This window comes from Streptomyces sp. NPDC087263 (assembly GCF_044744645.1).
GTDB lineage: Bacteria > Actinomycetota > Actinomycetes > Streptomycetales > Streptomycetaceae > Streptomyces.
This window is the reverse complement of sequence record NZ_JBIUYT010000005.1, coordinates 460423-485141: the sequence shown is the minus strand read 5'-3', so window position 1 is coordinate 485141 and position 24719 is coordinate 460423. Positions and strand designations below refer to the sequence as shown.

Here is a 24719-nt window from a genome sequence, read left to right as displayed (position 1 = left end):
CCTGTCCGCCGCCCGAACCGATCGCTAGGCTGGCCGCGGACGACGAACCGGGAGGAGCAGGGACGTGGCCGAAAGCACCATTGAGCAGCACCCGCTCGCGGGCTGGGACAAGCCGGAGCTGGACCTCAGCAGGGCCGAGTGGCATTCCAGCAGCCGAGGGCGGGGAGACGTCCAGATCGCTTTTGTCGAGGGCTTCATCGCGATGCGCAACAGCGGCCGACCCGAGAGTCCTTCCTTGATCTTCACGCCGGCGGAGTGGGGCGCGTTCGTGTCGGGCGCCCGGGAGGGTGAGTTCGACCTGACCTGAGCTCCCTGCCGCTACGGAGGTGATCCTCCCCTCCTCCTCAGGACAGGAGGGGTGGATGGCCGCCGCACGCGGCGAGTTCGACGTCGGCGGCACCGAGATCGTCATCCTGCAAGGCCGACCGAGAGGGTGTTCCGACGCGATGTGAGGGCGCTCGACTGTGGTCGAACAGGAGCCCACCGGACCGCTCCCGGCGTACGCTGAGATGCCTGTAGGCCACGGTGTGCACCTGCTCCCCGCGCCGGCTGTACCACCGTGGCAGGGGGTGCACCATGGGCCGGAGCAACGCACGGAGCAGAAGGACGCTCTTCGAACGGGAGAGTGAACTCGCCGCGGCCGAGGAGGCGTTGAGCGAGCTCACCGGGCTGCGCGGCGACGGCGTCGAACCGCCGGAGCGCCCCCGTGGCACTCTCCTCGCCTTCGCGGCACGCGCCGGACTGGGCAAGACGACGCTTCTCGCCGAGGTCCGCCGCCGCGCCGCGGTCAGAGGCTGCACCGTACTGTCCGCGCGCGGCGGCGACCAGGAGCAGCGCGTCGCCTTCCATGTCGCCCGCCAGCTGCTGCAACCGCAGCTCGCCGGGGCCGCGGAGTCCGAGATCCGTGCCTCCCTGGGGAGTTGGTACGCGATCGTCGGCCCGGCACTGGGACTGTGCGCGCCGGCCGAGGGCGCCCCGCCCGACCAGCAGGGCCTGCGTGACGGACTCGACTGGGTGCTGACCCACCTCGCCGTGCAGCGCGCGCCGATGGTGCTCGTCCTCGACGACGCGCACTGGGCCGACCCTGAATCACTCAGCTGGCTCGCCGCGTTCGCGCCGCGCGCGGAGGAACTGCCGCTGCTCCTTGTCGTCGCCTACCGGCCCGAGGAACTCCCCAAGCACGCCGAGGCGTTCAGGGGACTGCCCGGTCGCGCGGGCCAGCGCCCCCTCGGCCTCGAACCCCTCAGCGCCGCGGCCGTCGCCCATCTCGTACGGGAGAATCTCGGCGCCCAGGCCGACGACGCGTTCTGCCGCGAATGCTGGGCGGTCACCGCGGGCAATCCGTTCGAGGCGGTCGAACTGACCGCGAAGGTACGCGACCGCGGGCTCGCCCCGACCGAGGCCGGGGCACATCTGCTGCGCGACCTGGCGGCCGCCGTCAAGGGCAGCGGCTTGATCGCCCGCCTGGAACGGCTCGGCACCTCGACCGTGCGGTTCGCCTGGGCCTGCGCGGTCCTCGGCACCGAGATCCATCCGACGCTCGCCGCCGCCGTTGCCGGCCTCGGCTCCGAGGAAGCCGCCGACGCGGCCGACGCCCTGCGCGGCGCCCGCATCCTCACCGGCGCCGACACCCTGGAGTTCGTGCACCCGCTCATCGCCACCGCCGTCTACCGCGCGATCCCCGGCGGCGTCCGCGTGGCCCTGCACGGACAGGCTGCCTGGTGTGTCGTCGACGAAGGGCTCGGCCCGTCGGCCGCCGCGCGGCACCTCATGGAGACCCACCCCGACGGCGACAACTGGGTCGTTCAGCAACTGCGCGCCGCCGCCCGCGAGAACCTCCGCGCGGGCGCCCCCGACGCAGCCCGCCGCTACCTCGCCCGCGCCCTGCGCGAACCGCCCCCCTTCGAGGACCGCGCAGCGGTGCTCTACGAACTGGGCTGCGCCTCCCTGCTCACCGAACCGGCGACCACGGTCAACCACCTGCGCGCCGCACTCGAAGAGCCCATCCACGAACCGGAGTTGCGCCACAACATCGTCTACCGCCTCTCCCAGGTCCTGGCGCACAGTGACCGCCTCGCCGAGGCGTCCGAGACGCTCGCCCGCGAGATCCCCGTGACCGGCGACGCCCGGGTGCGGCTGCGCCTGCAGTCCGAGCAGTTCATGTGGGACGCCTTCCGCGCCGACGAACCCGACTCACCCGCCCGCTCGCGCCGCCTGGCCCGCCTCGCCGACCGGCTGACCGGCCACGATCTCACCGAGCGCTATGTCATCGGTCTGCGCGCCTGGGACGCCACCCTGCGCGGCGAACCCGCCGCCGTCGCCCTCCACCACGCCGAACGCGCCCTCGCCGGAGGACTCGGCTGGGCCGAGGCCGACCGCGGCTTCGAGGTGCCCGTCCTGGTCGCCCTCACCTTCATGTTCGCGGACCGGCCGGGACGCACCGAGGAGCTGTTCGCCACCGGGATCGCCGACTTCGAGTCCCAGGGCTGGCACGGCGCCCATCTCTCCTTCGGCTACACCCTCCTCGCGTACGTCCGCTACCGCCGCGGTCGCCTCACCGAGGCCGAGGACTTCGCCAGGGCCGGCCTCAGGCTCGCCGAGCGCGTCGGGCCCGGCACCCCCGTGCACTGGTACGCCGTCGGCGTCCTCATCGAGATCCTGCTGGCCCGCGGCCGGATCACCGAGGCCACGCAGACCGGCGAGGACCATGCCTTCGGCGCGCCCTTCCCGGCAGCCGTGACCTTCCCCGACGTCCAGACCGTGCATGGCGAACTGCTGCTCGCCCGCGGCCTCACCAAGGACGCCGCGGCCGAGCTGGCGGCTGCCGGGCGCCGCCTCGACCCGCGCGGTATGCGCAACCCCGCCTGGTGCCCCTGGCAGCTCCACCTCGCCCGCGCCGAGAGCTACGACGCCCCGGAACGCGCTGTCGCCACGGCACTCGAAGCGGTGAACCGCGCCCGCCAGTTCGGCGCCCCCTCGGCAATCGGACAGGCACTCCGTGCCGCCGCCGAGGTCTCCGCCGGCTCGACCCGCGTCAAACTCCTCGAAGAGTCCGTGAGCCACCTGGAGCGCTCACCGGCCGCGTACGAACTCGCCTGCGCCCTGATCGCGCTCGGCACCGAACTGCGCCGCGGCGGACGCCCCGTCGAAGCCGCCGAACACCTCTACCGGGGGCTCGACGCGGCCGTGCAGTGCGGCGCCGACGGACGCGTCCAAGAGGCCCGGGACGAGCTGACCGCCGCCGGCCTCGGACCTCGCCGCCTGCACAGCACCGAGACGGACACGCTCACCGCCCGTGAGCGCACCGCTGCCACGCTGACGGTGCGGGGCCGCACTCCGGCAGAGATCGCCGCGGAGCTGCACACCGACGAGCCGACCGTCGTACGGCTGCTGTCGGCGGTCTACCGGAAGGTGGGCACGGAGCGTACGGGGCTCGGTGCCGCGCTGGGCGAGCGGACGGCTCGATAGGCGGGGGAACAGCCGTCCACGCGGCCGCTCGCAAGGGCGCCCCCGGGGCCCGGTTCACCCCCGTGCACGTACCATTGCGGCATGTCCTTCCTCCGCCGCCGCAGCGCCACACCCGCCGGGCCCGACTTCGATGTTCTGGCCATGGACCCGGGCGACTGGCCGGGCAATCTCGGCGCGGGCCTGCTGCCCGCTCCCGACGGCAGCTGCCAGGGCGTCTTCCTGCGCTACGACCTGTTCGGCGGCCGTGGCCCCGCGATGATCATCGGTAACCTGCCGGAGGGCTCCCCGGCCCGTGACGTGCCCGAGGACGAGGTCCCCTTCGAGGTGGCCCAGCTGCTGCTCGCGCTGGAGAACGACGAGGAGGTCACCGTCGTCGGCACCGAGGACATGCCGGTGATGCAGGGTGACAACCTACTGATCGTGCGCCGCCTCAAGCTCTCCGAGACCCGCATCTCGTGCGTGCAGTTCGACCGCAGCGACAAGGTGCTGGTCACCATCGCCGCCTGGGACCGCCCCATCACCGACGATCTGTACGCCCTGCTCAAGCCGCTGCCGGCGGAGCTGTTCCAGCAGGGCTGAGCGGCCGGGTCCGCGCGTCGCGCGGACCCGCCGTCGTCTTTACGAGGCCGACGAGAGAAGTCGTACGTCGGCGGCGCGCACGAACGCCACCCGATGCCCGAACTGGATCTCGTAGTACATGTCCTTGCCGATCACGACCTTGTGCGGTGCCGTGTCGAACGTGGGCGCGTAGAAGTACTCGCCCGGCACCTTGTCACCGACCGCGTACTCCTGGCCCGCGAGGAGCTTGTACGGCAGGGGCGAGACCGACTGGACGGGTACGCCCGCCGGGTACGCCTCCTTCTCCGGGTAGGCGCGGCCGTAGACGGGGATCTCCGAGAGCCCTGTCCTGGGCGTGATGACGAGCCCTGACGCACTCACCGCCGTGGGCTGCTCGAGCGGGTTCTTGAACCAGGCCTTCTGGCCCAGGTACCAGATCGCCGTCCAGTCGCCGTCGCGGTCGGCCACCGCGTACCGCTGACCGGTGGAGACCCGTGAGCCGATGTCGTTCACGCCGATCGTCGAGGCGCCGCCGCCCGGTCGCAGACCGATGTCCTTGATCAGGGGCGCGTTCTCGTCCGCCGCGCTGAAGAGCCGCACCTCGCTGGAACCGTGCACGGCGCAGGGCGCGCCCGCGGTGACGCAGCCGGTGTACGCGGGCCGGTTCGCGGTGAAGTCCGGCAGCACGGTCACCAGCCCGCCGGCGGCCTTCGCCGTGGCGTGGAAGGGGTGGCCGAGCAGGGTGAAGTAGTGCTGCCAGTCCCAGTACGGACCTGGGTCGGTGTGCATGCCGGGGATGGTCGACGTCGTCGGGCCCGGAACGTTGTCGTGGCCGAGGATGTGCTGCCGGTCCAGCGGGATGCCGTACTTCGTGGCGAGGTAGACCACCAGCCGCGCCGAGGCACGGTACATCTCCTCCGTGTACCAGGCGTCCGGCGAGGCGAGGAAACCCTCGTGCTCCAGGCCGATCGACTTGGCGTTGACGTACCAGTTGCCCGCGTGCCAGGCCACGTCCTTGGCCTTCACATGCTGGGCGATGTGCCCATCGGTCGAGCGAAGGGTGTAGTTCCACGACACATAGGTCGGGTCCTGGACCATCTGCAGGACACCGTTCCAGGTGCCCTCCGTGTCATGGATGACGATGTACTTGATGCTCTGCGAGGTGGGCCGGCTGCCGAGGTCGTGGTTTCCGTAGTCGCCGTCGCCGAACTCCTCGTAGGGCGCCGGGATCCACTCGCAGGACACGGTCGTCGGGCACTCGGTACCGGCTGCGGAGACCGTACGCAGACCGGCTCGCCCCAGCTGCGAGGTGTCCGGACTCAGTCCGGGCCGGGCCGCCAGCCGGACCCGCTGACCGGTGTCCGTGGTGCGCTGTTCGCCGCCGCGGATCAGGTCGTAGACGTCATCGGCGTACGTCGCCGCCGTCGAGCTGTCGTCCGCACCCGAAAAGCGTGCCACCGCGCCGTACCAGTCGGCGGCGTCCCCGCTCAGCGGCTCGCCGAGGTCCCGCTGTGCGGCGGCGAGGAGCGCGGCACCGCCGGCCACGTTCGCCGCCGTGTCCGTACGCAGCTGCTCCGCCGGGAGGCCGGTGAGCTCGGCCGCCTTCGTCAAGGTCTTGAGGCGGGCGGGGAGTTCGGAGTTCTGCGGCACCGCCGTGTCGGGGTGCAGGGCCGGGCGTGAGCTGTCGCCGCGGGCGTCCTCCGTGCCTTCGCTGTGGTGCGGCGCCTGGGCGATCGCCGTACGCGCGTCGGTGAGGTGCATGGGGCCGTAGCCGCCGCTGACGCTCGGCGCTCCGGCGTGCGCGTCCCAGCGGGACTGCAGATAGGAGACGGCCAGGAGCACGCTCTGCGGCACGTGGTACTCGGCGGCCGCAGCGGCGAAAACGCTCTGCAGCTGTGCCGAGGAGGCCGGCGCGGTGTTGTCGGAGGGGGCCGCGCCGAGCAGTGGCAGCAGCAGCGCTGCCGAGGCGACGGCGCCCGCGGTCCTTCGTGCGCGTCTGTGTCCGGCGATGGTCCTGGGGTCGGTGGCGGGTCCTCGCAAAGCAGCCTCCTGGGACGGTCGAGCGCGGTGGGGCGTGCGGGGCCGAACGTGCGTCAGTGCTATCGGCTCTTCGACGATTCGTCAATCATGCCCAGGTGCAGACGATTTCCCATGTCAGGGAGGGACGAACGAGAATTCGTGGCGGCAACGGTGCCGCCTGCGGACTGTCAGTGGCGTGGACCAATAACCCGGTTGGGGGATGCGCAAACCGAGCCGTGCCCGAGCCCGTGCCGAGCCCGTGCCCGTGCCGTGCCCGTGCCCGTGCCGAGCCCGTGCCCGTGCCGTGCCCGTGCCCGTGCCGAGCCCGTGCCCGTGCCCGTGCCCGTGCCGTGCCCGTGCCCGTGCCCGTGCCCGTGCCGTGCCCGTGCCCGTGCCGTGCCCGTGCCCGTGCCGTGCCCGTGCCCGTGCCGAGCCCGAGCCGAGCCCGGCCCGACATGACGAAGGTCCGCGGTGCGCCCCTGTTCAAGGCGCGACCGCGGACCACCATCCCCGTCAGCGAGTGCCGACCGCCGCTCGAACGGCCCGCCGGGCCATCTGGCAGTCGTCGTGCAGCCGCCTCAGCAGCAGCCGCTGTTCCTCGCCGGACGGCGCAGCACCCGGATGGGCCGGTCCCGGTGCCGCCGGGGTCGCGTCGTGCATCGAACGCTGCACGGCCGTCTCGTAGGTGCGGATCTCCCGGGTCAGTACGAGCATCAGGTTCACCAGGAACGCGTCGCGTGCCGCCGGTCCCGCGGACTGCGCGAGCTGGCTGATCTGCCGCCGCGCCACCGGAGCGTCACCGAGGACCGCCCACAGGGTCGCGAGGTCGTACCCCGGCAGATACCAGCCCGCGTGCTCCCAGTCCACCAGCACTGGACCGGCCGGTGAGAGAAGGATGTTCGACAGGAGGGCGTCGCCGTGACAGAACTGGCCCATGCCCTGGCGCCCCGCCGAGTGCGCGATGCCGTGCACCAGTTTCTGCAGATCGCCCATGTCCCGGTCCGTGAGCAGCCCCAGATCATGGAAACGGGAGATCCGCTCCGCGTAGTCCATCGGGGCGTTGAACGTCCCCGCCGGTGGCCGCCATGCGTTCAGCCGGCAGATGGCACCCAGTGCCGCCCGGATGTCCGCGCGGGGCGGGGCCTCCACCGGGTGCCGCTGCAGCGCGGCCACCCGGCCCGGCATCCGCTCGATCACGAGGGTGCAGTTGTCCGGGTCCGCCGCAATCAGGCGGGGCACCCGGACCGGCGGCCGGTGCCGCACGAACGAGCGGTATGCAGCTATTTCATGCCGGATCCGCTCGGCCCAGACCGGGGAGTGGTCGAGTAGACACTTGGCGACGGCCGTGCTGCGCCCGGTCGTGCCGACCAGGAGTACGGAGCGTCCGCTGCGGCGCAGTACCTGGACCGGAGCGAACTCCGGACAGATCCGGTGCACCGACGCGATCGCCGTGCGCAGTTGCGCGCCCTGAGGGCCGGACAAGTCGAGTCTCCCGCTGAGCGGTTGGGTGCCGAGCCCCGGAACGCGCCGAGTCCGGCCGGCCCCGAGCACGGGGCCCGCCGAAGGACGCGCGGGGTCGAGGTAGGGGCCGCTGCCCGCCGGGCGGGGGTGCAACGACCGGGGCGGGGCGGACACGGAGGACGATGCTGTGTACATGGGCGAGACAGATCCCTTCGTGTGCCTGCAAGATGTCGCGCTACCCGCCCCGGCTGCCCTGGTGCACCCTGGGGAATGTCCTGGGACAACCGGGTCGGGGTGGCGCATTCCTACCTGACACCGGATGCCCAGTGGCACACCATCTGGCGCACCCTGGCGAACCCTGGCGAATAGTCGCTCAGCAACTGACAGACGGTTACTGTCAATTCAGCCGAGAACCTGGGGGCTTGACGTGAACGGACAACCCAACACTCGTCTGTCGGACCTGTTCGGCCTGGCCGGCTGGTCCAAGGGCGAACTCGCGAGAATGGTCAACCGGCAGGCGGCGGCCATGGGCCACCCCCAGCTGGCGACCGACACCTCACGGGTGCGGCGGTGGATCGACATGGGAGAGATCCCGCGCGATCCGGTGCCGCGAGTGCTGGCTGCCCTGTTCACCGAGCGTCTCGGCCGTGTCGTGACCATCGAGGACCTCGGTCTGGTCCGGCACGGGCGCGTGGGGAAACGGCAGGGCGGCGGGAATGTGGAACATCCCGACGGAGTGCCGTGGGCGCCCGAGCGGACTGCTGCGGTCCTCACCGAATTCACGGGAATGGACCTCATGCTCAACCGACGCGGCTTGGTGGGCGCGGGTGCCGCGCTTGCCGCGGGCTCCGCACTCAGTACTGCCATGCACGAGTGGCTCCACACCGATCCGGCCCTCGCGGCCGACGCCCCTGATTTCGACAATCCCCTGCACGCCGACCCCGCTGGGTTCGACCGCTACGAGGCCGCCCCCATCGGGTCGCAGGAGATCGAAGAACTGGAGCGCTCGGTCGAGGTGTTCCGGGCCTGGGACGCGGCCCGCGGCGGCGGGTTGCAACGCAAGGCTGTGGTGGGCCAGCTCAACGAAGTGGGAGGAATGCTCTCCTACCGACATCCTGACCATCTGCAGCGGCGCCTGTGGGGCGTCGCCGCCAATCTCGCCGTACTCGCGGGCTGGATGTCGCACGACATCGGCCTGGAGCCCACGGCCCAGAAGTACTTCGTCATCGCCGCCCACGCGGCCCGTGAGGGCGGCGACCGGCCCCGCGCCGGGGAGGCGCTCTCACGAGCGGCTCGCCAGATGGTGCACCTGGGCCGGCCAGACGACGCACTCGACCTGATGAAACTCGCCAAGTCCGGTTCGGGCGAAGAGGTGTTGCCCCGCACCCGGGCCATGCTCTACACCATCGAGGCCTGGGCACAGGCTTCCATGGGCAAGGGCCAGGCCATGCGGCGCACCCTCGGCGAGGCGGAGGAACTGTTCGTCTCCGACCGGGGCGATGTGGATCCGCCGAGCTGGATGCAGATGTTCGACGAGGCCGACATGCACGGCATGCAGGCCCTGGCCTACCGAACCCTCGCCGAACACGAGCCGGCCGCGGCCGTGACCGCGCAGCGCCATGCGAAGGAGGCGCTCAAGCTGCGCGGGTCGGGCAGGGAGAGGTCACAGATCTTCGACCACATCTCCCTGGCGTCCGCCTGCTTCATCGCCGACGACCCCGAACAGGCCGACCGGTACGCGCGACTGGCTCTGACGTCGATGGGGGCCAATTCCTCCCACCGCACCTGGGACCGGCTGCGCGAGATGTACCGGCTCACCGGGCAGTACTCCAGCTATCCGAAGATCCACGAACTGCGTGAGGAGATCGAACTCGCTCTTCCCAAAGGTACGTTGAAGCCGAAGGATGGCAGTGCCAAGGTGTAGGCCCCAGGGAGGGATGCCCGATCGTCAGGGGCCGACCCTGGCCACGAGCACGCAGGCGTCGTCCTCGCGCTCGGTCTCACCGAACTCCTCGACAACCGTCCGTACGCACTCCTGGGCGGTGCGCGCCTCGCTGAAGCGCGGGGCCAGGGCGAGCAGTCTCGGGGCGGCCGCCGTTCCTTCGTCGCTGTCGGACTCGCCCGGGTTGTGGGCTCCCCATCGCCGGGGGACCAGTCCGTCCGTGTGCAGGAGCAGCAGGTCGCCGTCCTCGAGTGTCTCCTCGGCCTGTCCGTAGGTGGCACCCGAGGTCGCCCCGAGCAGCACGCCGTCCGGTGCTGTCAGCATGCGCCCCGTCCCGTTGCGGAACAGCAGCGGGGCGGGGTGTCCTGCCTGTGCCCAGGTGAGGGTGCGGGTCTCGGGCCGGTAGCGGCAGCAGACGGCGCTGCCGAGGGCCGGTTGTACGGAGGCGTCCAGTAACTGATTGAGCCAGGACATGAGTTGACCCGGCTGGGTGCCCGCCATGGCCATCCCGCGCAGGGCGCCGATCAGCATCGCCATGCCCGAGGTCACGGATACTCCGTGGCCGGTGAGATCGCCGATGCTCAACAGTGTTTCGCCGTCAGGAAGTTCGAGCGCGTCGTACCAGTCGCCGCCGACCAGTGCGCTGCTGGACGACGGCAGATAGCGGGCGGCGAGGTCCAGTGTCTCGGGACCTCGCCGCGGGAACCGCAGGGAGCCACGCCACGGCGGCAGCACGGCTTCCTGCAGCTCTACCGCGAGCCGGTGCTCGGTCTGCGCGATGTGCCGCTGGCGCTGCAACGAGTCACGGGTCTCGCTCAGCGTCCGCTGGCTGCGGCGCAGTTCGCTGACGTCGCGCAGCACGGCCCACATCGAGACGGTGCTGCCGTCGGCGTCGAGCACGGGTTCGCCCATCATGTGCACGGTCCGCACCCCGCCGTCGGGGAGCAGGATGCGGAACTCTCCGTCGATGGGCTTGGCGTCGATGAGGCAGTCCGTGACCATCGCCGTCAGCATCGGCCGGTCGTCGTCGTGCACCAGCGACGGCAGTTCATCGAGCGTGAGTGGGGGGGCGGCCGGGTCGCGCCCCAGGATCTCGTACAGCTCCCCCGACCAACTGGCCTCGTCCGTCAGTAGATTCCACTCGGCACTGCCGACCCGGCTGAGGAGTGAGCCGCGCCGGGGTGTGGCCGGCATGGCTCGGGCGGCGGGGACCGGCGCGGGCTGGACGGGTGCGGGTAGGGGTCCGTCCCGCAGCTGGGCCAAGTGTTCGTCGAGGTCGCTGAGTTGATGCAGCGCCAGATTGCACAGCGCCCGCTGCCAGCGCCCCTGCGGGTCCTCGTCGTCGGCGGGTGCTTCCCGTCGTACGGCGTCCACCTCGCCGCGCAGCCGCCGCGTCTGCGAAATGAGCGCATCGACCGTGCCGCGTTGGGGCGGCTGGGCGGCTGAGCGGTCCGCAGAGAGATGGGAGGGCATGACGTACTCCGATGCGGGGACGGTACGACCAAGGCTGACGGAAGGACCGTTACGACTCTCGCACAGCCCGCGACGCGCTGTAAGGGATTTGGCAACACACGACCTGGTGGTGCATCTGGCATATGCCACAGTCCCCATGGAGCGCTTGGCCCGGCCGCGTTCGCTCCGTGTCCGGTGTCGCCAAGTCGTGGGCGGTGTAAGTGACTTGACGGCGCTGAGGGCTACGCCTGCACATTACTCATTCTCTTGTTCGAGGGTCGTTTGTGCTAGCCCTGCTGTGTTACGGAATCGGGCATACCGGCAGGGCCGGTGCCGGGGCGTGCGGTCCCCTAGTGGGCGAAGTCCCGTAGCTCGGCCTCGTGGAGGGGGGCCGGATCGATGCCCATCGAGGAGAAGTTGCCCTCGATCTCCAGGCTCACCAGACCGTGCAGGCGGGCCCAGAGAATCGTGGCGCGTGCGGCGACCGCCGCCGTGACGTCCTCGATTCCGTGGCGCTTCATCCATTCCCGGAACTGGGCTGCCGAGCCCTGGGGAGCCGCGGTGCCCGGTTTCGCGAGGGCGCTCACCACGTCCAGTACGACGGCCATGGCCGGCTGCGACGCCTCGACCAGACTCGTCGACTGCGCGTCGTAACCCGACAGGGGCGCGCGGAACAGCAGTCGGTAGCGGTGCGGCTCGGCCAGTGCCCAGGCCCGGTACGCCTGGGCGACCGCGGTCAGGCGGGCGACCGCGTCCGTCGCGGCGGCGTCGGATGCGCGGGCGAGGGTGCTCGCCAGGTCTCCGTAGGCGTCGATGACCAGCTCGGTGAGCAGGCTGTCCCGGTTGGCGAAGTAGCGGTAGAGCGCCGGGCCCGTCATGCCCATCTGCTTGGCGACGGCGTTGAGCGACAGTGCCTCCGGGCCGCCTTCGGCCAGCTGTCGCAGCGCCGCTGCCTTGACTTCCTGCCGTACCTGCGCGCGGAACCGATCGCGCGGGCCGGGCTTTGTCCGGCTCTCTGCGGCCATCGTCATCGCCTCTTCGTCTGCTGTGGGTGGTCCTTGACTTACGGAATATAGAGGAGCAAGCTTTAGTTAGAACCTATCACGAACACGTGAACCTATTGCGAAACGAAGGAGCCTGATCCCATGGGCAACGAGACCGTCGCCGACGTGGTGACCGAAGTCGTCCTCCCCGGCGTCGTGGAGCCGTCCGGACTCGAAATCCGCACCCGTCCCGCGGCACAGCCCGGCGCGGGTGAGGTCGTCCTGGCCATGGAGGCCTCGGGAGTGTCGTTCGCCGAACAGCAGATGCGCCGCGGCAAGTACTACGACCAGCCGCCGTTCCCCTTCGTGCCCGGCTACGACCTGGTCGGGGTCGTGGTCCGGGTCGGCGAGGGAGTGGACGCCGCGCTGATCGGACGCCGCTTCGCCGCGCTGACCAAGGTCGGCGGCTGGGCCAGTCAGATCGTGCTGCCTGCCGCCGACCTGGTCGAGGTTCCCGGCGCACTGGACCCCGCCGACGCCGAGACGGTCGTCGTCAACGGCATCACCGCCTGGCAGATGCTGCACCGCGTGGCCAAGGTCCGTGCCGGGCAGACGGTGCTGGTGCACGGAGCGAACGGAGGCGTGGGCTCGACCCTGGTGCAGCTCGCCACCCACGCGGGCATCCGGGTGATCGGCACCGCCTCGCCCCGCCACCACGACGCGGTGCGCACGCTCGGTGCGACGCCACTCGACTACCGGGCCGCCGATCTGCCCGCCAGGGTGCGGGAGTTGGCACCGGACGGCGTCGACGCCGTCTTCGACCACGTGGGTGGTGACGGGATCGTCGACTCCTTCCAGCTGCTGGCCCGCGGGGGCACGCTCGTCTCGTACGGCAGCGCCGCCACCCGGGACGTCGCCGGATCCTCCCAACTGCCCGTCCTCAAGCTCGTGGGACGGCTCTTCCTCTGGAAGCTGCTGCCCAACGGCCGGCGGACGCACTTCTACAACATCTGGGCGGGCAAGCGCCGTTCGGCCGCCTTCCACACCCGGCTCCGCACCGACCTCGGACACGTCTTCGCCCTGCTGTCCGACGGCTCCATCACCGCACAGGTCGCCGCCCGCATCCCGGTCAGTCAGGCCGCGGAGGCCATGCGGCTGGCGGAGTCCGGCACGGTCACCGGCAAGGTGATCCTCGTGCCCGACACCCGCATCTGAGCCGTGCAGCCACCTGCTGCCGCACGGTTTTGCCCACGGTTCACCGGGCACATCGAAGCGTCAGCGGTTGACCCGGTCGTAGAGTCCGGGGCGCGGGGCGAGTTCGACGGTCACCCGGCCGCCGGTCTCCTGCGCCAGGACTCCCGCCTCGGCGACGGCGGACGCCGCGTACCCGTCCCAGACGCTGGGTCCGACGACCCGGCCCTCGCGGGTCGCGTTCACCCACGTCTGCACCTCGCGGTCGTAGGCGTCCGCGAACCGTACGAGGTAGTCCTGCGCCACGTCCTCGTACGCGCCGCCATCGGTCGTCACGACCATCGTGTGCTCGTCCCCGATCCGCGCGCTCCCGCTCTCGCAGACCGCCTCGCACCGCACCTGGTAGCCGAAGCCGGAGTTGACGAAGATCTCGACGTCGACCAGGGCGCCCTCCGCCGTCTCGAACAGCACGAGCTGGGGATCGAGGAGGCCCTCCGGAGCGTGCGAGGTCGGGCGCGGCCGCAGCACGGTCACCGCGGTGAGCTCCTGGTCGAGCAGCCAGCGTGCCGCGTCGATCTCGTGCGAGACGGAGCTGTTGACCAGCATCGCGGTGGTGAAGTGAGCCGGCGAGGAGACATTGCGGTGCGTGCAGTGGAGCATCAGCGGGCGGCCCAACTGCCCACTGTCCAGCAGCGACTTGAGACGCTGGTACTCGGCGTCGTACCGGCGCATGAACCCGATCTGCGCCAGCCGCCGGCCGAGCCGCGCCTCGGCCTCCACGACCCGCAACGCCCCGGCCGACTCCGGAACCATCGGCTTCTCGCACAGCACCGGCAGGCCGCGCGCGAAGGCCGCGAGCAGCGCCTCCTCGTGCGCGGGCCCGGGGGACGCGATCAACACGGCCTGTACGTCGGGTGCGTCGAGCGCGGACGTCGCGTCGGCGTGCACGGAGACGCCGTCGATCCCGGCCACGGCGTCCTTGACCCGCTCCGTGTCGGGATCCGCGACCGCCGCGACCCGGGCGCCGTTCACCACCCGGTCGATTCTCTGTATGTGGTCGGCGCCCATGTGTCCCGCACCCAGGACCGCCACACCCAGTAGTTCGCTCACGCGCTCCGCACCTTTCCAGCCGACGACAGGGATCATTGTCGGCCGAAGAGATCAGTAACGCAGCACCCCTGCGATCCCTTTCGCGTCCCCGAGGCTGCCGTCGGGCACGAAGCGGACCTCGGCGCCGGTCTCCAGACACTGTTCGACGATCTCGTCGACGATGTCCTCGCGGGCCTCCAGGTCACCGCTCTCGGCCGGGACGAGATGGTCGCCGCCGTCGTCACGTACCGTCACGCGGAAGTTCTCCTCGACGGCGAGCAGTTGGACGCGGCCCTCGGACGCGTTCTGCCACACCTCGTCGACCCCGGCGGCGAACGCCTTGCGGCCGCGTGCCGATTCGAGTTCCCGGGCCACCACGTCGACGTCCTTCTTCTCCGCGGCGCTGATCAGCGGACGTACCGCGTGCCACACGGCGTCGGGCGTGCCGTGCGCGAGGCCGCCGTGCGGGATGTGCGCCGCCTCCTTGGTGACCGTGCCGATCTCGTCGAGGAGGGAGAGAGCGGTGGTCTCACCGGTGACGTACAACGGCCGCGGGTGCCTGCGCAGGACGGCGCCGACGGCGGTGTCGGCGTCCCGCAGGAAGTGCCGCGTCTGCTCGTCACGGAAGGAGCTGGGCAGGTTGCCGACGCGTTCCTGGCGCTCGGCGTCCGGGTCCTCCAGGCTCCGCGTGAGCGGGAAGCCCCCGGAGTGCTCCTCGGCGACACGGTCGACACCGCCGTTCCACAGCGTGATCCGGTCCGCCGAGACCGAGAGTACCCAGAACGGCCGCTCGGAGGCCTGCGCGGCGACGAGATTGCGGGTCAGGAAGGTGTCCGAGAGGACCACGCGCTCCGGCACGGTGCGGGCCAGCGACCAGACCTGGTGCTCGCCGGGGGCCGCGAAGATCGCCAGGCCGTCCTCGGCGTGCGTCAGATCGACCTCCGCCAGGGCCCGGTCGAGCTGCTCGACGAGGTCCATCCGCCGTTCGCGGGTGACCGACGGATCGGCCTCCAGCTGCTTCTTGGCCTCGGCCACCACATTGCGCAGCCGGACCGGATCCTGGGCGTTGTCGGGTTCGCGGCGGTGGGTCGGCGTCAGCACGGAGACCGCGGGATAGGGCCGGGGCCTGCGCAGTTCGGTCAGGGTCGCGGGACTGAGTGCGTGCTCCATACCTGCACGATAGGGCTAATTCGCTTATCGGGCACTTGGTGCATTTGATTGCTGGAGCCGCTCGCGTCGGCTTCTCGCGCAGTCCCGCGACCCGGATCTCGTAGGGGCTTCAATGCCTACTTGAGCCCGAGTGCCTTGTCCGCGGCGGCCACCGACGGCTTCCACCACGTCGTCGCCGGCTCCCACACCAGGACCTCGTCACCGGCGCCCAGCTCCGGCGCCGTGAAGGTGCGGCCGAACCGTGCGGGGTCGGCGGAGACGGTGATCGAGTCCACCCGGCGGGCCTCGGGGTCGGCAGGGTTCACGATCGTGCGTACGGCCGCGTACGCCGTCCTGCCCGCGCCGACCCGGTAGGGCCCGCTGTCCCCGGTGGGCACCGGCAGGGCTGCGCCGTCGAGGTCTCCGAAGGTGACGGTCGGGATGCGGTCGACGGTGCAGGTCCGCCCGGAGTGGTTGGTGACGCTGATGTGTACGACGGTGGCGTCCTTTGCGGACTGCTGTGCCGCGAGGGTCAGGGCCTTCTCCGGGCAGGCGGCGACCTTCGTGGCGGTCGACGTCTGGACCGTGGCGGCCGAGCCCTGAGGCGCGGCGACGAGCAGCGCCGCGGCGGCGGTCGCGAGGGCGAGCACGGGACGGATACGCATCGGTGTTGTTCCCCCTGTGAAGCTGCGATGGGCATGTGTACGGCTACTTCGGCGTGCCCGGTCGAGGCGACGCCTGCCCAGTGTGACGGCCGTGTCGATCAGGAGGTTGTAGCCGACTTGTCCGTGTTACACGGCTGTTGCAGTTCCTGGTGTTCACGGTTCTCCGTGCGAGCTCCGGGTTCAGTCGCCGGAGTCCGGCGGCCCGCACGAGCTGCCGTCGTCCGGCAGGGAGCCGTACAGCAGGAAGTCGTCGACCTTCTGGTGCACGCACTTGGAGGACGCGTACCCGGTGTGACCGTCGCCCTTGTTGTCCAGCACGACGGCGGACGAGCCGAGCCGCTCGGCGGTCTCCATGGTCCAGCGGTACGGGGTCGCGGGGTCGCCACGGGTGCCGACGAGGAGCATCTTGGGGGTGCCTACGTCGCGTACCTTGTCGCGTATGTAGTCGGTGCCCTTGGGACGGCCGTAGCACATCAGCACCTGGGTGAGCCGGTACTCGCCGAAGACCGGGGACACCTGCGCGTACTCGGCGCGGAGCCGGTCGATCTCCTTGGTGACCTGGTCGGCGGAGGGCCGGTCCGGGTCGTCCGCGCAGTTGATCGCCATCAGGGCGGCCGGAAGGTTGTCGATGGGGACGTCCACCGGATCGACGAGACCGCCATCCGGGCTGGCCGTCACGGTCAGTTCGTCGTCCTTCCGGGTTGTCGTGGCCGATGCGCTGTCCGGACGGGTTGTCGTGGCCGGTTCGCTGTCCGGACGGGTCGTTGTGGCCGGTTCGCTGTCCGGACGGGCTGCCACGCCCGGTTTGCCGACCGGCCGGGCTCCGACGGTGGTGCCGGGGAAGGCCGCGCCGCCCGACAGTTGCACGAGCCAGCGCGTGTCGCCGTCCTGGAGCAGGGAGTTGAGGGCCTGCTCCAGCGTCGGCCACATCTGGCGGCTGTAGAGCGCCTGGCTGATGGCGCCCACGAGGTCCTGGCCGGAGAACTCCTGGCCGAAGTCGGCCGGGACCGGGTCCGCGTCCAGCGACTCGATGAGCTGGACGACCTGTGTCCGGGCGCTGCGCGGATCCTGGCCGAACGGACAGGTCAGGTCCTTCGTGCACCAGGTGAGGAAGTCCTCCAGCGCGGTCTGCTGGCCCGCCGCGCCCACCAGCCCCTGCTCGGCCAGCGATTCGGTGAGTGTGTCCACGCCGTCGAGGACCAACCGGCCCGTCTTCTTGGGGAATTGGGCCGCGTAGACCGCGCCCAGACGCGTTCCGTAGGAGAAACCGAGATAGTTGAGCTTCTTGTCGCCGAGGGCCTGGCGCATCACGTCCATGTCCCGGGAGGCGTTGACCGTCCCGATGTGGCGCAGCACGGGCCCCGAGTGCCTGGCGCATTCGTCCGCGGCCTTCCGCAAGGCCTCGAGGGAGTCCTGCGGATCGCCGTCGTCGGTGGTGTCGTCCGTCGTGGTGTCGCCCTCGTCGACACCCTCGCCGCAGCTCACGGGCGAGGACTGGCCGACGCCTCTGGGGTCGAAGGTGACCACGTCGTAGCCGTTCGTCAGGCCCATGAAGTCCTCGCCGCCGACGGCGAGTTGGGGTATCCCCGCACCGCCGGGGCCACCGAAGTTCAGCAGTACCGAACCCCGTGACTTTCCCGTCGCGCGATAGCGGGCCAACGCCAGGTCGAGTGTTCCGTCACCGGGCTTCGCGTAGTCCAGCGGGACGGTCACCTTCCCGCACTGCATGTCCTTGGGCATCTCGTAGTCCTTGCACGCGGACCACTTGATCCTCTGACCGTAGAAACGGGACAGGTCGGGAGCGTCGGCGGCCGTCGCCACCGCGGGCAGGCCGGCCGCCAGCAGGACCAGCGTCACGGTCGTGGCTCCGGTGAACGCGCAGCGTTGGTGCACGGACGGCATGCATGCCTCCAGGTATGCCCGGCTGCCCCCTCGCTCACGATAAGCGCGGGTCCCGGGGGACGCCTCTGGGCGAGCGGAACGGGCCGCGGTGCCTTAATCTGCGCGCCCGGCGGGAGGTCGCCCACGACCTTTCAGGAGCGCCGATGCCGATGGCGCGAGCCCCCTCGCCAGTTCGATAAACGGGACGCTCGATGGGGTGAAAGACCGATAAGCCATAACTCGGATGGTTCTCCCGCGTTTTATGGCATGCGGGCGACCGCCCGCGACCATGTCTGGAAGGCAGGGACCCTATGAAACGGGTTACCCGAAATGGATTGATCGTCGCAGCCGCCGCCTCGGGCGCGATGGCCGTGACCATGCCGGCGTACGCCGACTCCGCGGCGAACGGCACCGCGGCGGGCTCGCCCGGTCTGATCTCCGGCAACACCATCCAGCTCCCGGTGCACGTTCCGGTGAACGTGTGCGGGAACACCGTGAACGTCGTCGGGCTCCTCAACCCGGCGGCGGGCAACAGCTGCGCCAATGAGGGCGCAGGTGGGGCCGGGTCGCCCGGAGGAACACGGGGCGGCGGTGGGGCCGAGGCGCCCGGAGGAACACGAGGCGGTGGCGGCGGAGAGGCGCCCGGAGGGACGCAGGGCGGTGCCCTCGCGCACAGCAGCGGAAAGGATTCGCCAGGTGTGCTCTCCGGGAACGGCCTGCAGCTTCCCGTCGATCTCCCCGTCAATGTCACAGGCAATTCCGTGAGCATCGTCGGCATCGGCAACGCGGCCGTCGGCAACGAGTCCACGAACAACTCCGGCGGGCCCGACCGCCCGGTCAAGCCCGCCCCGAAGCCGCCCACCCCGCCCGCCAAGGCGCACACGCCTCCCGGCACACCCCGTCACCAGGCCCCGCCGCAGCCCGTGGCCTCCCTCGCCCACACCGGCGCGGACCAGACACTGCCCGCGATCGCCACGAGCGCCGCCCTGTTCCTGGCCGGCGCCGCCCTGTACCGGCGATCCCGCCCGGTCACGCCCCGCTGACCCCACCGCCCACCGGGGCCGCAAGGCCCCACCGGGAAAGGCCCCACCGGGCCGCGTGACCGGTGGGGCCTGCTTCTGGGCACTGGAAGGCCTGGGCCCCCATGTCGTCAATGGGGCGGGTGGAGATCGTCGCGGAGGATGCTGTAGCGCACCAGGTCACGCCAGCCACCGTCTCGGAACACGACACTGCGGAGCACACCCTCACGCGTGAACCCCGCCTTCTCCAGCGCGCGTTGCTCGGCGATGTTGCCCACCTCGGTGTCCGCCTCGATCCGTGGCACGAGGGTGTGCGCGAAGAGGTACTCGACCAACTGCCGCTGGGCCTCGGTCCCCACGCCCTTGCCGCGTGCCTCCGGCAGCAGACCGATGCCCATGTTCCAGTAGTACGAGGGCCGGCCGAAGGCGATCTTCCGCCAGGAGACGAATCCCAGCCGTTCGTCGTCACGCACCACCATCAGCTGCCCCGCGTCGTCCGTCAGCAGACCGTGCTCCGCCCACTGACGTCGCCAGCGACGGGTGTCCCACCAGCCGAACCACTGAAAGGGCTCCGCGGTCTCCCGGTCCGACAGGAACCGCTCCATGACCGGCAGGTCGTCCTCGGCCACGGGGCGCAGTGCCACACGATCGACGCTCATGAGCGGCAACCCTAAGTCTGGGACCGGGCCGTGTGTATGGCCCTGGCCGGATCCCCCGGTCGCGCGAGGCAATCGTCGTGGAGATCGGGAAGGATGCTGCGTGCGCGGCCGACCACCGCACAGACGCACCTGCGTATGAATGGGAGCCCCATATGACCTCTCCGGGACCGGAAGACCTTGTGGTCGCGCGCGCCTCGCTCGACGACTGGAAGGTGGTCCGCGGATGGGCGGCGGACGAGGGCTGGAATCCGGGACTTGCCGACAGCGTGAGTTTCTTCGCGCAGGACCCCGACGGGTTCTTCCTCGGTCGGCTCGGCGGTGAACCGGCGTCGGCCGTCTCGGTCGTCAACTACGGCGCCGAATACGCCTTCCTGGGCTTCTATCTCGTACGCCCCGACCTGCGCGGTCGCGGCTACGGCCTCACCACCTGGAAGACGGCCCTCGCGCACGCCGGTGACCGGACCGTCGGTCTCGACGGGGTGGTCGCGCAGCAGGACAACTACCGTCGGTCCGGCTTCGAACTCGCCTACCGCACCTCTCGTTTCGGGGGGACCGTCTCCGTGGGCGAAGCGCCGACGGGAGTCCGGGCGGCCGAGGCGGCGGACCTCGCGGCCGTCACGGCGTACGACAGTGCCTGCTACCCGGCCGACCGGCCGCGCTTCCTCCGGGAGTGGCTGAGCGGCGCGGGCCACCGGGTCTTTGTCCGCCGGACGGAGGGACGCCTCACCGGGTACGGCGTGATCCGCCCGGGCCGGGACGCCCTGCGCATCGGCCCGCTGTTCGCCGACACCGCCGAGGACGCGCGGGAGTTGCTCCTCGCGCTGGCCGGCGAGGCCGCCGGGCGGGAGGTCGCCATCGACATCCCCGGGACGAACGCGGCCGCGGTCGCTCTGGCGGTGGAGTTCGGCCTCAGCCCTTCGTTCGACACGGCCCGGATGTACACGGGTCCGGTGAGGCCGTTCGCGGGTGAGCGCGTGTACGGAGTCACGACCCTCGAACTCGGCTAAGAGCGTGGGCCGTTGGCGGTGACGGCTGTTTTCGGTCGGCTCACGGCGGGGCGCCGTACGGGGAAGGCCCGTCGGTGCCCCGCCGCCACGACGGTCAGCGCGGCCGCGATCAGGGGCAGCGCTGTCCAGGACAGGGCCCCGGCGCCCGCACCCTCCAGGACGAGCCCGCCGGTGAGCGAACCGGCGGCGATGCCCGCGTTGTAGACGGTGGTCTGCAGCGAGGTGGCCACATCGGCGTTGACGGGGCCGGAGGCGTCGACCAGCGCGGTCTGGATCAGGGTCGGCGCTCCGCCGAACGCGGCGCCCCACAGCACCACCGAGACGAGCAGTACGGCGGGGCTGCTTGCGTACAGCCCGAGGGCGAGCAGGGCGCACGCGATCGTGGCGAGCGCCGTCAGCAGCATCCGTCGCAGGTGCGTGTCGACCAGTATGCCGGTGATCCAGATCCCGACGACGGTGGCCGCCCCAAACACCAGCAGGACCAGACCTGTGTGGCCGAACCCCACATGCTCCGCGAACGGGGCGACGTACGTGTACATCACCTGGTGTCCCAGGAGCAGCAGCAGGGTGACGGACAGAACGGTCGCGATCCCGGGCAGGGCGGCGACCCGGTGCAAGGGCACGCGCGCGCCCGCCGCCTCACCGGGAAAGCCCGGAACCCGCCACCGCACCCAGCCCACGAGCAGCAGGGCGATGACCGTCAGCAGGGCGAAGACCGTGCGCCAGCCGAGCGCGTCGGCCAGCGCGGTGCCCGCGGGGACACCCAGCGACAGGGCGAGCGCGATTCCCGCGAGGACGATCGCGATGGCGCGACCGCGCCGCTCGGCGGGGACCATACGGGCCGCGTACCCGACGAGCATCGCCCACATCAGGCCGCCCATCACCCCGGCGGCGAGCCGGGCCACGAAGGTGAGCGCGTACGCGGACGACAGCGCGGTGACCGCGTTGCAGCAGGCGAAGCCCACAAGCGCGCCGATCAGTACCGGGCGGCGCGGCAGACCGCGCAGCGCGGCGGTGAGCGGAATCGCGGCGAGGAAGGAGGCGAGCGCGTAACCGGTCACCAGGAACCCGACGCGCCCCTCCGAAACACTCAGGTCCGCTGCCATCCGCGGCAGCAGGCCGGCGGGCAGCAGTTCGGTCATGACGGCGGTGAAGGCGGCCGTGCACAGGGCCAGGAGCCCTGACAGCGGCAGCGCGGGGGCAGGCGTGGTCGTGCTGCCGACGGGCGGGGCGACGGTCATGGGACCATGCTGAAACCTTCACATCAGTGTGAAGGCAAGCGCGGCCTCCAGGGGAGCCATGAAGAGGGGGAGCCATGAAGATCGGTGAACTGTCGCGCCGGACCGGCGTCCCCACCCGGATGCTGCGGTACTACGAGGAGCAGAACCTGCTCCACCCGGCACGGGGAGAGAACGGCTACCGCGAGTACGGCGATACGGCTGTCCCGTGCGTCCAGCAGATCCGCGGACTGCTCGACTCCGGACTCACCACCGAGATCATCCGCGCCATCCTGCCGTTTCTGTCCGCCCCCGGCGAGATCCACCTCCACCCCGAGTGCCTGACTCCGGAGACCGCCGCGCTGCTGCGTGACGAGATCGACCGCATCCAGAGCCGCATCGACTGCCTGGCCCGTAACCGCGACGCGCTGCGGGCGTATCTGGCGGCGGTTCAGCCCGACCGTCCTGACCGCGTCAGCTAGCCAGCTCCCGCGCGCGTCGTGCGGCCTCGCTCACCGGGCCGCGGTGCACGGGACCGTGTCCGGGGAGCAGGACGTCCGCGGCGAGGGCCTCGATGCGGGCCAGCGACGCGCGGGCCTTCGCACGCTCGGCGTCGAACATGGCCGGGAGGAGCTGCGGACCCCGTACCCGTGACGTGGGGTGGCCGCTGACCAGGGCGTCTCCGGAGATCAGGATTCCGGCGTCCGGCAGGTGGAAGGCACAGTGCCCCGCCGTATGGCCGGGCGTGTGCACCGGAACCGGACGGCCGGGCAGATCGAGCGCGCCCTCCTTGGGGAACGGCTCGGGCTTGGTCATGCTGACGTCCGCTTTGCCACCTGACTTGATGGCGTGCAGCGCCCACGGCAGTACGCCAGGGCGCCAGGCCTGGAGCAGCACCTGGCCGACGCCGACCTGGTGCAGGAACTCCCGGCGCGCGTGCGGCAGTTCGGCCTCATGCAGGTGGACGGGGATGCCGAACGTACTGCTGAGGTACTCGGCCGAACCCAGGTGGTCGTTGTGCGCGTGCGTGATGAGGACGCCCGTGACGGCCTCGGGGGAGTGGCCGAGCGTGTCCAGTGAGGCCAGGACCGCCTGCCGGTCGCCCGGATAGCCCGTGTCGACCAGGGTGACGGCGTCGCCCTCGCTCAGGATCACCCAGTTCGTGTTGCTGCCGTGTACCAGATGGACTCCGGCGGCCACCTCGACGATCTTCTCGTCCATCATCCCGTCGCTCATGACTCTACCGACCTCTCAAAACTTTCCCGGCCGAGCGCGGCCGTCTCAGGGGACGGTAGCGCGCCTGCCTGAGAGCTTCCCAACCGCACACCGTCCGCCTCGCCGGGGGTGCCGGCCGAGGGTGTCGTCCGGTGCGCCCGCGCCGGTCGTCGCGCCGCCCTCGGCGGTCGCGGTGCCGGTCAGGGCCGCTGCGCCCGGCGGCCGTGAATGACACGTCGCCGCCGGGCTTCACGGAGGTGGTGCCCAGCGTGGCGGCGGGATCCGCTGTTCGGCCGTGAGTGCCACGATGGGCGCGGTGTACGCCCCGTTCGAGTTCGCGGTGGCGCGAGGCGTCTGTGAAGAGGGGTGCGAGATATGGCCATTAGTCATATTAAGGTAGGCTAACCTAAGTGCGGTCAGCTCAGTCCCCCCTCCCTCCGGAGTCCAGCCGCATGTTCGAGCCCGTGCCGCCCGAGGGCACCCCGCACCACCCGCCCCGACTGCCGCGCCCCGACGCGCTGCCGCGACTCCAGGAACCGGGCTGCCCGCTGCCCGGGCCGCAGGGCGTCGAGGAGTTCTGGGCAGGGATCCGCCGGCGTGGTACGCCGCTCGTCTCGCCCGATCCCTGGGGCAGCGCCGACCATCTGGCCGTCACGTACCTGTGGCGCGGCACTCCCGCCACCCGCGCTGTCCAGGTCCTGCCCAACAAGCTCGGCGACCCGCGCGTCCCCGAGGGCAACCTGATGGAGCGGGCCCCCGGAACCGACATCTGGCACTGGACACTCCGCCTGCGCCAGGACTGGCGCGGAACCTACGAGTTCTACGTCGACGAGGGGGAGGGGCCGGACCCGGGCACCCCCGACTACTGGCGCTGGCTGCGCAGCCGGCGGCGCACCGACCCGCTCAACGCCCGTACGCTTCAAGGTCGTTGGGGCGGCGCCCCCGTCCCGTACGTCGAACTCCCGGGCGCTCCGAAAGCGCTGGACTGGACGCCGAGGCCGGAGGTCGCCCGCGGCACGACCACCGAGCACCAGGTGGAGAGTGCGCTCCTTGGAGGCCGACGGCGCGTCTGGCTGTATGAACCGTCCCTGCCGGACCGGGAGTTGGTGGACCTGCCCGTGCTGGTCCTGCTGGACGGCGAGCACTGGGGGCCGGGGCTCGGTCTTGCGCACCTCCTCGACAACCTGATCGCGGACGGCCGTATCCCGCCGCTCGCCGCCGTGCTGCCCGAGTCCGTGGACGCGGAGACCCGATGGGCGGAGCTGACGTGCCGTCCGGATTTCGTCGCCTTCCTCGCGGACGAGCTGCTGCCGTGGGCGGCCGGCCGGCTGCCGGTCACGGACGACCCCGCGCGCACGGTGATCGCCGGCCAGAGCCTCGGCGGACTCACCGCCGCCTATGCCGGATTCGCGGCCCCGCACCGCTTCGGCAACGTGCTCGTTCAGTCGGGCTCGTTCTGGTGGCCCGTCGGCCCGGAGCCGGAGTGGCTGACCCGGCGCATCGCCGAGGCCCCCCGCCTTCCGGTGCGCTTCCGTCTCTCCTTCGGGGAGCAGGAGTGGGTCGCGCTCCCCGCCGCTCGCCGGCTGCGCGACACCCTCACCGCCGCCGGCTACGACGACGCCTCCTACCGCGAGTTCAACGGCGGCCACGACTACCTGTGCTGGCGCACCGAACTGACCGACGGGCTGGTCGAGTTGCTGACCAGCACAGCCACCTGACGTGGGGTGCGCAGAGGCGGTGTGCG

Annotated in this window: 20 protein-coding genes; 9 read left to right on the top strand and 11 right to left on the bottom strand. The window is 71.1% G+C overall.

Features of this window, described 5'->3' with window-relative positions:
• The first annotated feature begins 64 nt into the window (after positions 1 to 64).
• The 3 genes from ACIPC1_RS19290 (at position 65) to ACIPC1_RS19280 (ending at position 4047) form a co-directional block, all read left to right on the top strand.
• Positions 65 to 307 carry a DUF397 domain-containing protein gene (locus ACIPC1_RS19290; protein WP_384376807.1) on the top strand — a complete coding sequence of 81 codons (243 nt, stop codon included), beginning with the start codon at positions 65 to 67 and terminating at the stop codon, positions 305 to 307.
• Between the two features lie 269 nt (positions 308 to 576).
• Positions 577 to 3468 carry an ATP-binding protein gene (locus tag ACIPC1_RS19285; RefSeq protein WP_402518470.1) on the top strand — a complete coding sequence of 964 codons (2892 nt, stop codon included), beginning with the start codon at positions 577 to 579 and terminating at the stop codon, positions 3466 to 3468.
• Between the two features lie 81 nt (positions 3469 to 3549).
• The gene (locus ACIPC1_RS19280; RefSeq protein ID WP_402518467.1) at positions 3550 to 4047 is read left to right on the top strand and encodes a hypothetical protein; all 498 of its coding nucleotides are present in this window, start codon (positions 3550 to 3552) and stop codon (positions 4045 to 4047) included.
• A 39-nt stretch (positions 4048 to 4086) separates the two neighbouring features.
• Here ACIPC1_RS19280 and ACIPC1_RS19275 read toward each other — a convergent pair whose 3' ends face one another.
• Both ACIPC1_RS19275 and ACIPC1_RS19270 read right to left on the bottom strand, forming a co-directional pair.
• A complete protein-coding gene (locus ACIPC1_RS19275) occupies positions 4087 to 6066 on the bottom strand; it encodes an N-acetylmuramoyl-L-alanine amidase (protein ID WP_402518463.1) in 1980 nt (659 codons plus the stop codon).
• A 492-nt stretch (positions 6067 to 6558) separates the two neighbouring features.
• Positions 6559 to 7701: an aminoglycoside phosphotransferase family protein gene (locus ACIPC1_RS19270; RefSeq protein WP_402518460.1), complete on the bottom strand. Its 1143-nt coding sequence runs from the start codon at positions 7699 to 7701 to the stop codon at positions 6559 to 6561.
• Between the two features lie 232 nt (positions 7702 to 7933).
• Here ACIPC1_RS19270 and ACIPC1_RS19265 point away from each other — a divergent pair, with 232 nt between their 5' ends.
• The gene (locus ACIPC1_RS19265) at positions 7934 to 9430 is read left to right on the top strand and encodes a hypothetical protein (RefSeq protein ID WP_402518459.1); all 1497 of its coding nucleotides are present in this window, start codon (positions 7934 to 7936) and stop codon (positions 9428 to 9430) included.
• A 24-nt stretch (positions 9431 to 9454) separates the two neighbouring features.
• Here ACIPC1_RS19265 and ACIPC1_RS19260 read toward each other — a convergent pair whose 3' ends face one another.
• Both ACIPC1_RS19260 and ACIPC1_RS19255 read right to left on the bottom strand, forming a co-directional pair.
• On the bottom strand, positions 9455 to 10921 hold the full coding sequence (locus tag ACIPC1_RS19260; RefSeq protein ID WP_402518456.1) for a PP2C family protein-serine/threonine phosphatase: 1467 nt from the start codon (positions 10919 to 10921) through the stop codon (positions 9455 to 9457).
• 329 nt (positions 10922 to 11250) lie between these two features.
• Entirely contained in the window at positions 11251 to 11931 is a 681-nt protein-coding gene (locus ACIPC1_RS19255; protein WP_402518453.1) for a TetR/AcrR family transcriptional regulator, read from the bottom strand.
• A gap of 114 nt (positions 11932 to 12045) precedes the next feature.
• On the opposite strand from ACIPC1_RS19255, the gene ACIPC1_RS19250 reads away from it, so the two are divergent.
• Positions 12046 to 13098, top strand: coding sequence for a medium chain dehydrogenase/reductase family protein (locus ACIPC1_RS19250; protein WP_402518452.1), 1053 nt, complete (start codon positions 12046 to 12048; stop codon positions 13096 to 13098).
• A 60-nt stretch (positions 13099 to 13158) separates the two neighbouring features.
• Here ACIPC1_RS19250 and ACIPC1_RS19245 read toward each other — a convergent pair whose 3' ends face one another.
• The 4 genes from ACIPC1_RS19245 to ACIPC1_RS19230 form a co-directional block, all read right to left on the bottom strand.
• Positions 13159 to 14184 (bottom strand): Gfo/Idh/MocA family protein, encoded by a 1026-nt coding sequence (locus tag ACIPC1_RS19245; RefSeq protein WP_402518449.1) that lies wholly within the window; start codon positions 14182 to 14184, stop codon positions 13159 to 13161.
• 51 nt (positions 14185 to 14235) lie between these two features.
• Positions 14236 to 15333, bottom strand: coding sequence for a chemotaxis protein (locus ACIPC1_RS19240; protein ID WP_402518446.1), 1098 nt, complete (start codon positions 15331 to 15333; stop codon positions 14236 to 14238).
• A 116-nt stretch (positions 15334 to 15449) separates the two neighbouring features.
• Positions 15450 to 15977, bottom strand: coding sequence for a DUF4232 domain-containing protein (locus ACIPC1_RS19235; protein WP_402518443.1), 528 nt, complete (start codon positions 15975 to 15977; stop codon positions 15450 to 15452).
• 180 nt (positions 15978 to 16157) lie between these two features.
• The gene (locus ACIPC1_RS19230; protein WP_402518441.1) at positions 16158 to 17879 is read right to left on the bottom strand and encodes an alpha/beta hydrolase; all 1722 of its coding nucleotides are present in this window, start codon (positions 17877 to 17879) and stop codon (positions 16158 to 16160) included.
• A 290-nt stretch (positions 17880 to 18169) separates the two neighbouring features.
• Between ACIPC1_RS19230 and ACIPC1_RS19225 the strand changes: the two genes are divergently transcribed.
• A complete protein-coding gene (locus tag ACIPC1_RS19225; RefSeq protein WP_402518438.1) occupies positions 18170 to 18901 on the top strand; it encodes a chaplin in 732 nt (243 codons plus the stop codon).
• A 107-nt stretch (positions 18902 to 19008) separates the two neighbouring features.
• Here the strand turns inward: ACIPC1_RS19225 and ACIPC1_RS19220 are convergent, their stop codons facing one another.
• Positions 19009 to 19536: a GNAT family N-acetyltransferase gene (locus ACIPC1_RS19220; RefSeq protein WP_402518437.1), complete on the bottom strand. Its 528-nt coding sequence runs from the start codon at positions 19534 to 19536 to the stop codon at positions 19009 to 19011.
• Positions 19537 to 19688: 152 nt separating this feature from the next.
• On the opposite strand from ACIPC1_RS19220, the gene ACIPC1_RS19215 reads away from it, so the two are divergent.
• On the top strand, positions 19689 to 20543 hold the full coding sequence (locus ACIPC1_RS19215; protein WP_402518436.1) for a GNAT family N-acetyltransferase: 855 nt from the start codon (positions 19689 to 19691) through the stop codon (positions 20541 to 20543).
• On the opposite strand, the gene ACIPC1_RS19210 is transcribed toward ACIPC1_RS19215, so the two are convergent.
• Positions 20540 to 21784 (bottom strand): MFS transporter, encoded by a 1245-nt coding sequence (locus tag ACIPC1_RS19210; RefSeq protein WP_402518432.1) that lies wholly within the window; start codon positions 21782 to 21784, stop codon positions 20540 to 20542. The genes ACIPC1_RS19215 and ACIPC1_RS19210 overlap by 4 nt on opposite strands.
• A gap of 74 nt (positions 21785 to 21858) precedes the next feature.
• Between ACIPC1_RS19210 and ACIPC1_RS19205 the strand changes: the two genes are divergently transcribed.
• Complete coding sequence (locus ACIPC1_RS19205; protein ID WP_402518431.1) at positions 21859 to 22242, top strand: MerR family transcriptional regulator; 384 nt, start codon at positions 21859 to 21861, stop codon at positions 22240 to 22242.
• On the opposite strand, the gene ACIPC1_RS19200 is transcribed toward ACIPC1_RS19205, so the two are convergent.
• On the bottom strand, positions 22235 to 22996 hold the full coding sequence (locus ACIPC1_RS19200) for an MBL fold metallo-hydrolase (protein WP_402518429.1): 762 nt from the start codon (positions 22994 to 22996) through the stop codon (positions 22235 to 22237). The genes ACIPC1_RS19205 and ACIPC1_RS19200 overlap by 8 nt on opposite strands.
• Before the next feature lie 431 nt (positions 22997 to 23427).
• Between ACIPC1_RS19200 and fes the strand changes: the two genes are divergently transcribed.
• Positions 23428 to 24693, top strand: a complete 1266-nt coding sequence (fes, locus tag ACIPC1_RS19195) for an enterochelin esterase (protein WP_402518427.1) — start codon at positions 23428 to 23430, stop codon at positions 24691 to 24693.
• The last annotated feature ends 26 nt before the right edge of the window (positions 24694 to 24719 follow it).

Bases quoted from the DNA above. Each gene is read 5' to 3' on its own strand.
- ACIPC1_RS19255 (WP_402518453.1), bottom strand. From the start codon at position 11,931: ATGACGATGGCCGCAGAGAGCCGGACAAAGCCCGGCCCGCGCGATCGG.
- ACIPC1_RS19250 (WP_402518452.1), top strand. From the start codon at position 12,046: ATGGGCAACGAGACCGTCGCCGACGTGGTGACCGAAGTCGTCCTCCCC.
- ACIPC1_RS19200 (WP_402518429.1), bottom strand. From the start codon at position 22,996: ATGAGCGACGGGATGATGGACGAGAAGATCGTCGAGGTGGCCGCCGGA.
- ACIPC1_RS19240 (WP_402518446.1), bottom strand. From the start codon at position 15,333: ATGGAGCACGCACTCAGTCCCGCGACCCTGACCGAACTGCGCAGGCCC.
- ACIPC1_RS19280 (WP_402518467.1), top strand. From the start codon at position 3,550: ATGTCCTTCCTCCGCCGCCGCAGCGCCACACCCGCCGGGCCCGACTTC.
- ACIPC1_RS19230 (WP_402518441.1), bottom strand. From the start codon at position 17,879: ATGCCGTCCGTGCACCAACGCTGCGCGTTCACCGGAGCCACGACCGTG.
- ACIPC1_RS19220 (WP_402518437.1), bottom strand. From the start codon at position 19,536: ATGAGCGTCGATCGTGTGGCACTGCGCCCCGTGGCCGAGGACGACCTG.
- ACIPC1_RS19205 (WP_402518431.1), top strand. From the start codon at position 21,859: ATGAAGATCGGTGAACTGTCGCGCCGGACCGGCGTCCCCACCCGGATG.
- ACIPC1_RS19210 (WP_402518432.1), bottom strand. From the start codon at position 21,784: ATGACCGTCGCCCCGCCCGTCGGCAGCACGACCACGCCTGCCCCCGCG.
- ACIPC1_RS19260 (WP_402518456.1), bottom strand. From the start codon at position 10,921: ATGCCCTCCCATCTCTCTGCGGACCGCTCAGCCGCCCAGCCGCCCCAA.
- ACIPC1_RS19270 (WP_402518460.1), bottom strand. From the start codon at position 7,701: ATGTACACAGCATCGTCCTCCGTGTCCGCCCCGCCCCGGTCGTTGCAC.
- ACIPC1_RS19285 (WP_402518470.1), top strand. From the start codon at position 577: ATGGGCCGGAGCAACGCACGGAGCAGAAGGACGCTCTTCGAACGGGAG.
- ACIPC1_RS19235 (WP_402518443.1), bottom strand. From the start codon at position 15,977: ATGCGTATCCGTCCCGTGCTCGCCCTCGCGACCGCCGCCGCGGCGCTG.
- ACIPC1_RS19225 (WP_402518438.1), top strand. From the start codon at position 18,170: ATGAAACGGGTTACCCGAAATGGATTGATCGTCGCAGCCGCCGCCTCG.
- fes (WP_402518427.1), top strand. From the start codon at position 23,428: ATGTTCGAGCCCGTGCCGCCCGAGGGCACCCCGCACCACCCGCCCCGA.
- ACIPC1_RS19215 (WP_402518436.1), top strand. From the start codon at position 19,689: ATGACCTCTCCGGGACCGGAAGACCTTGTGGTCGCGCGCGCCTCGCTC.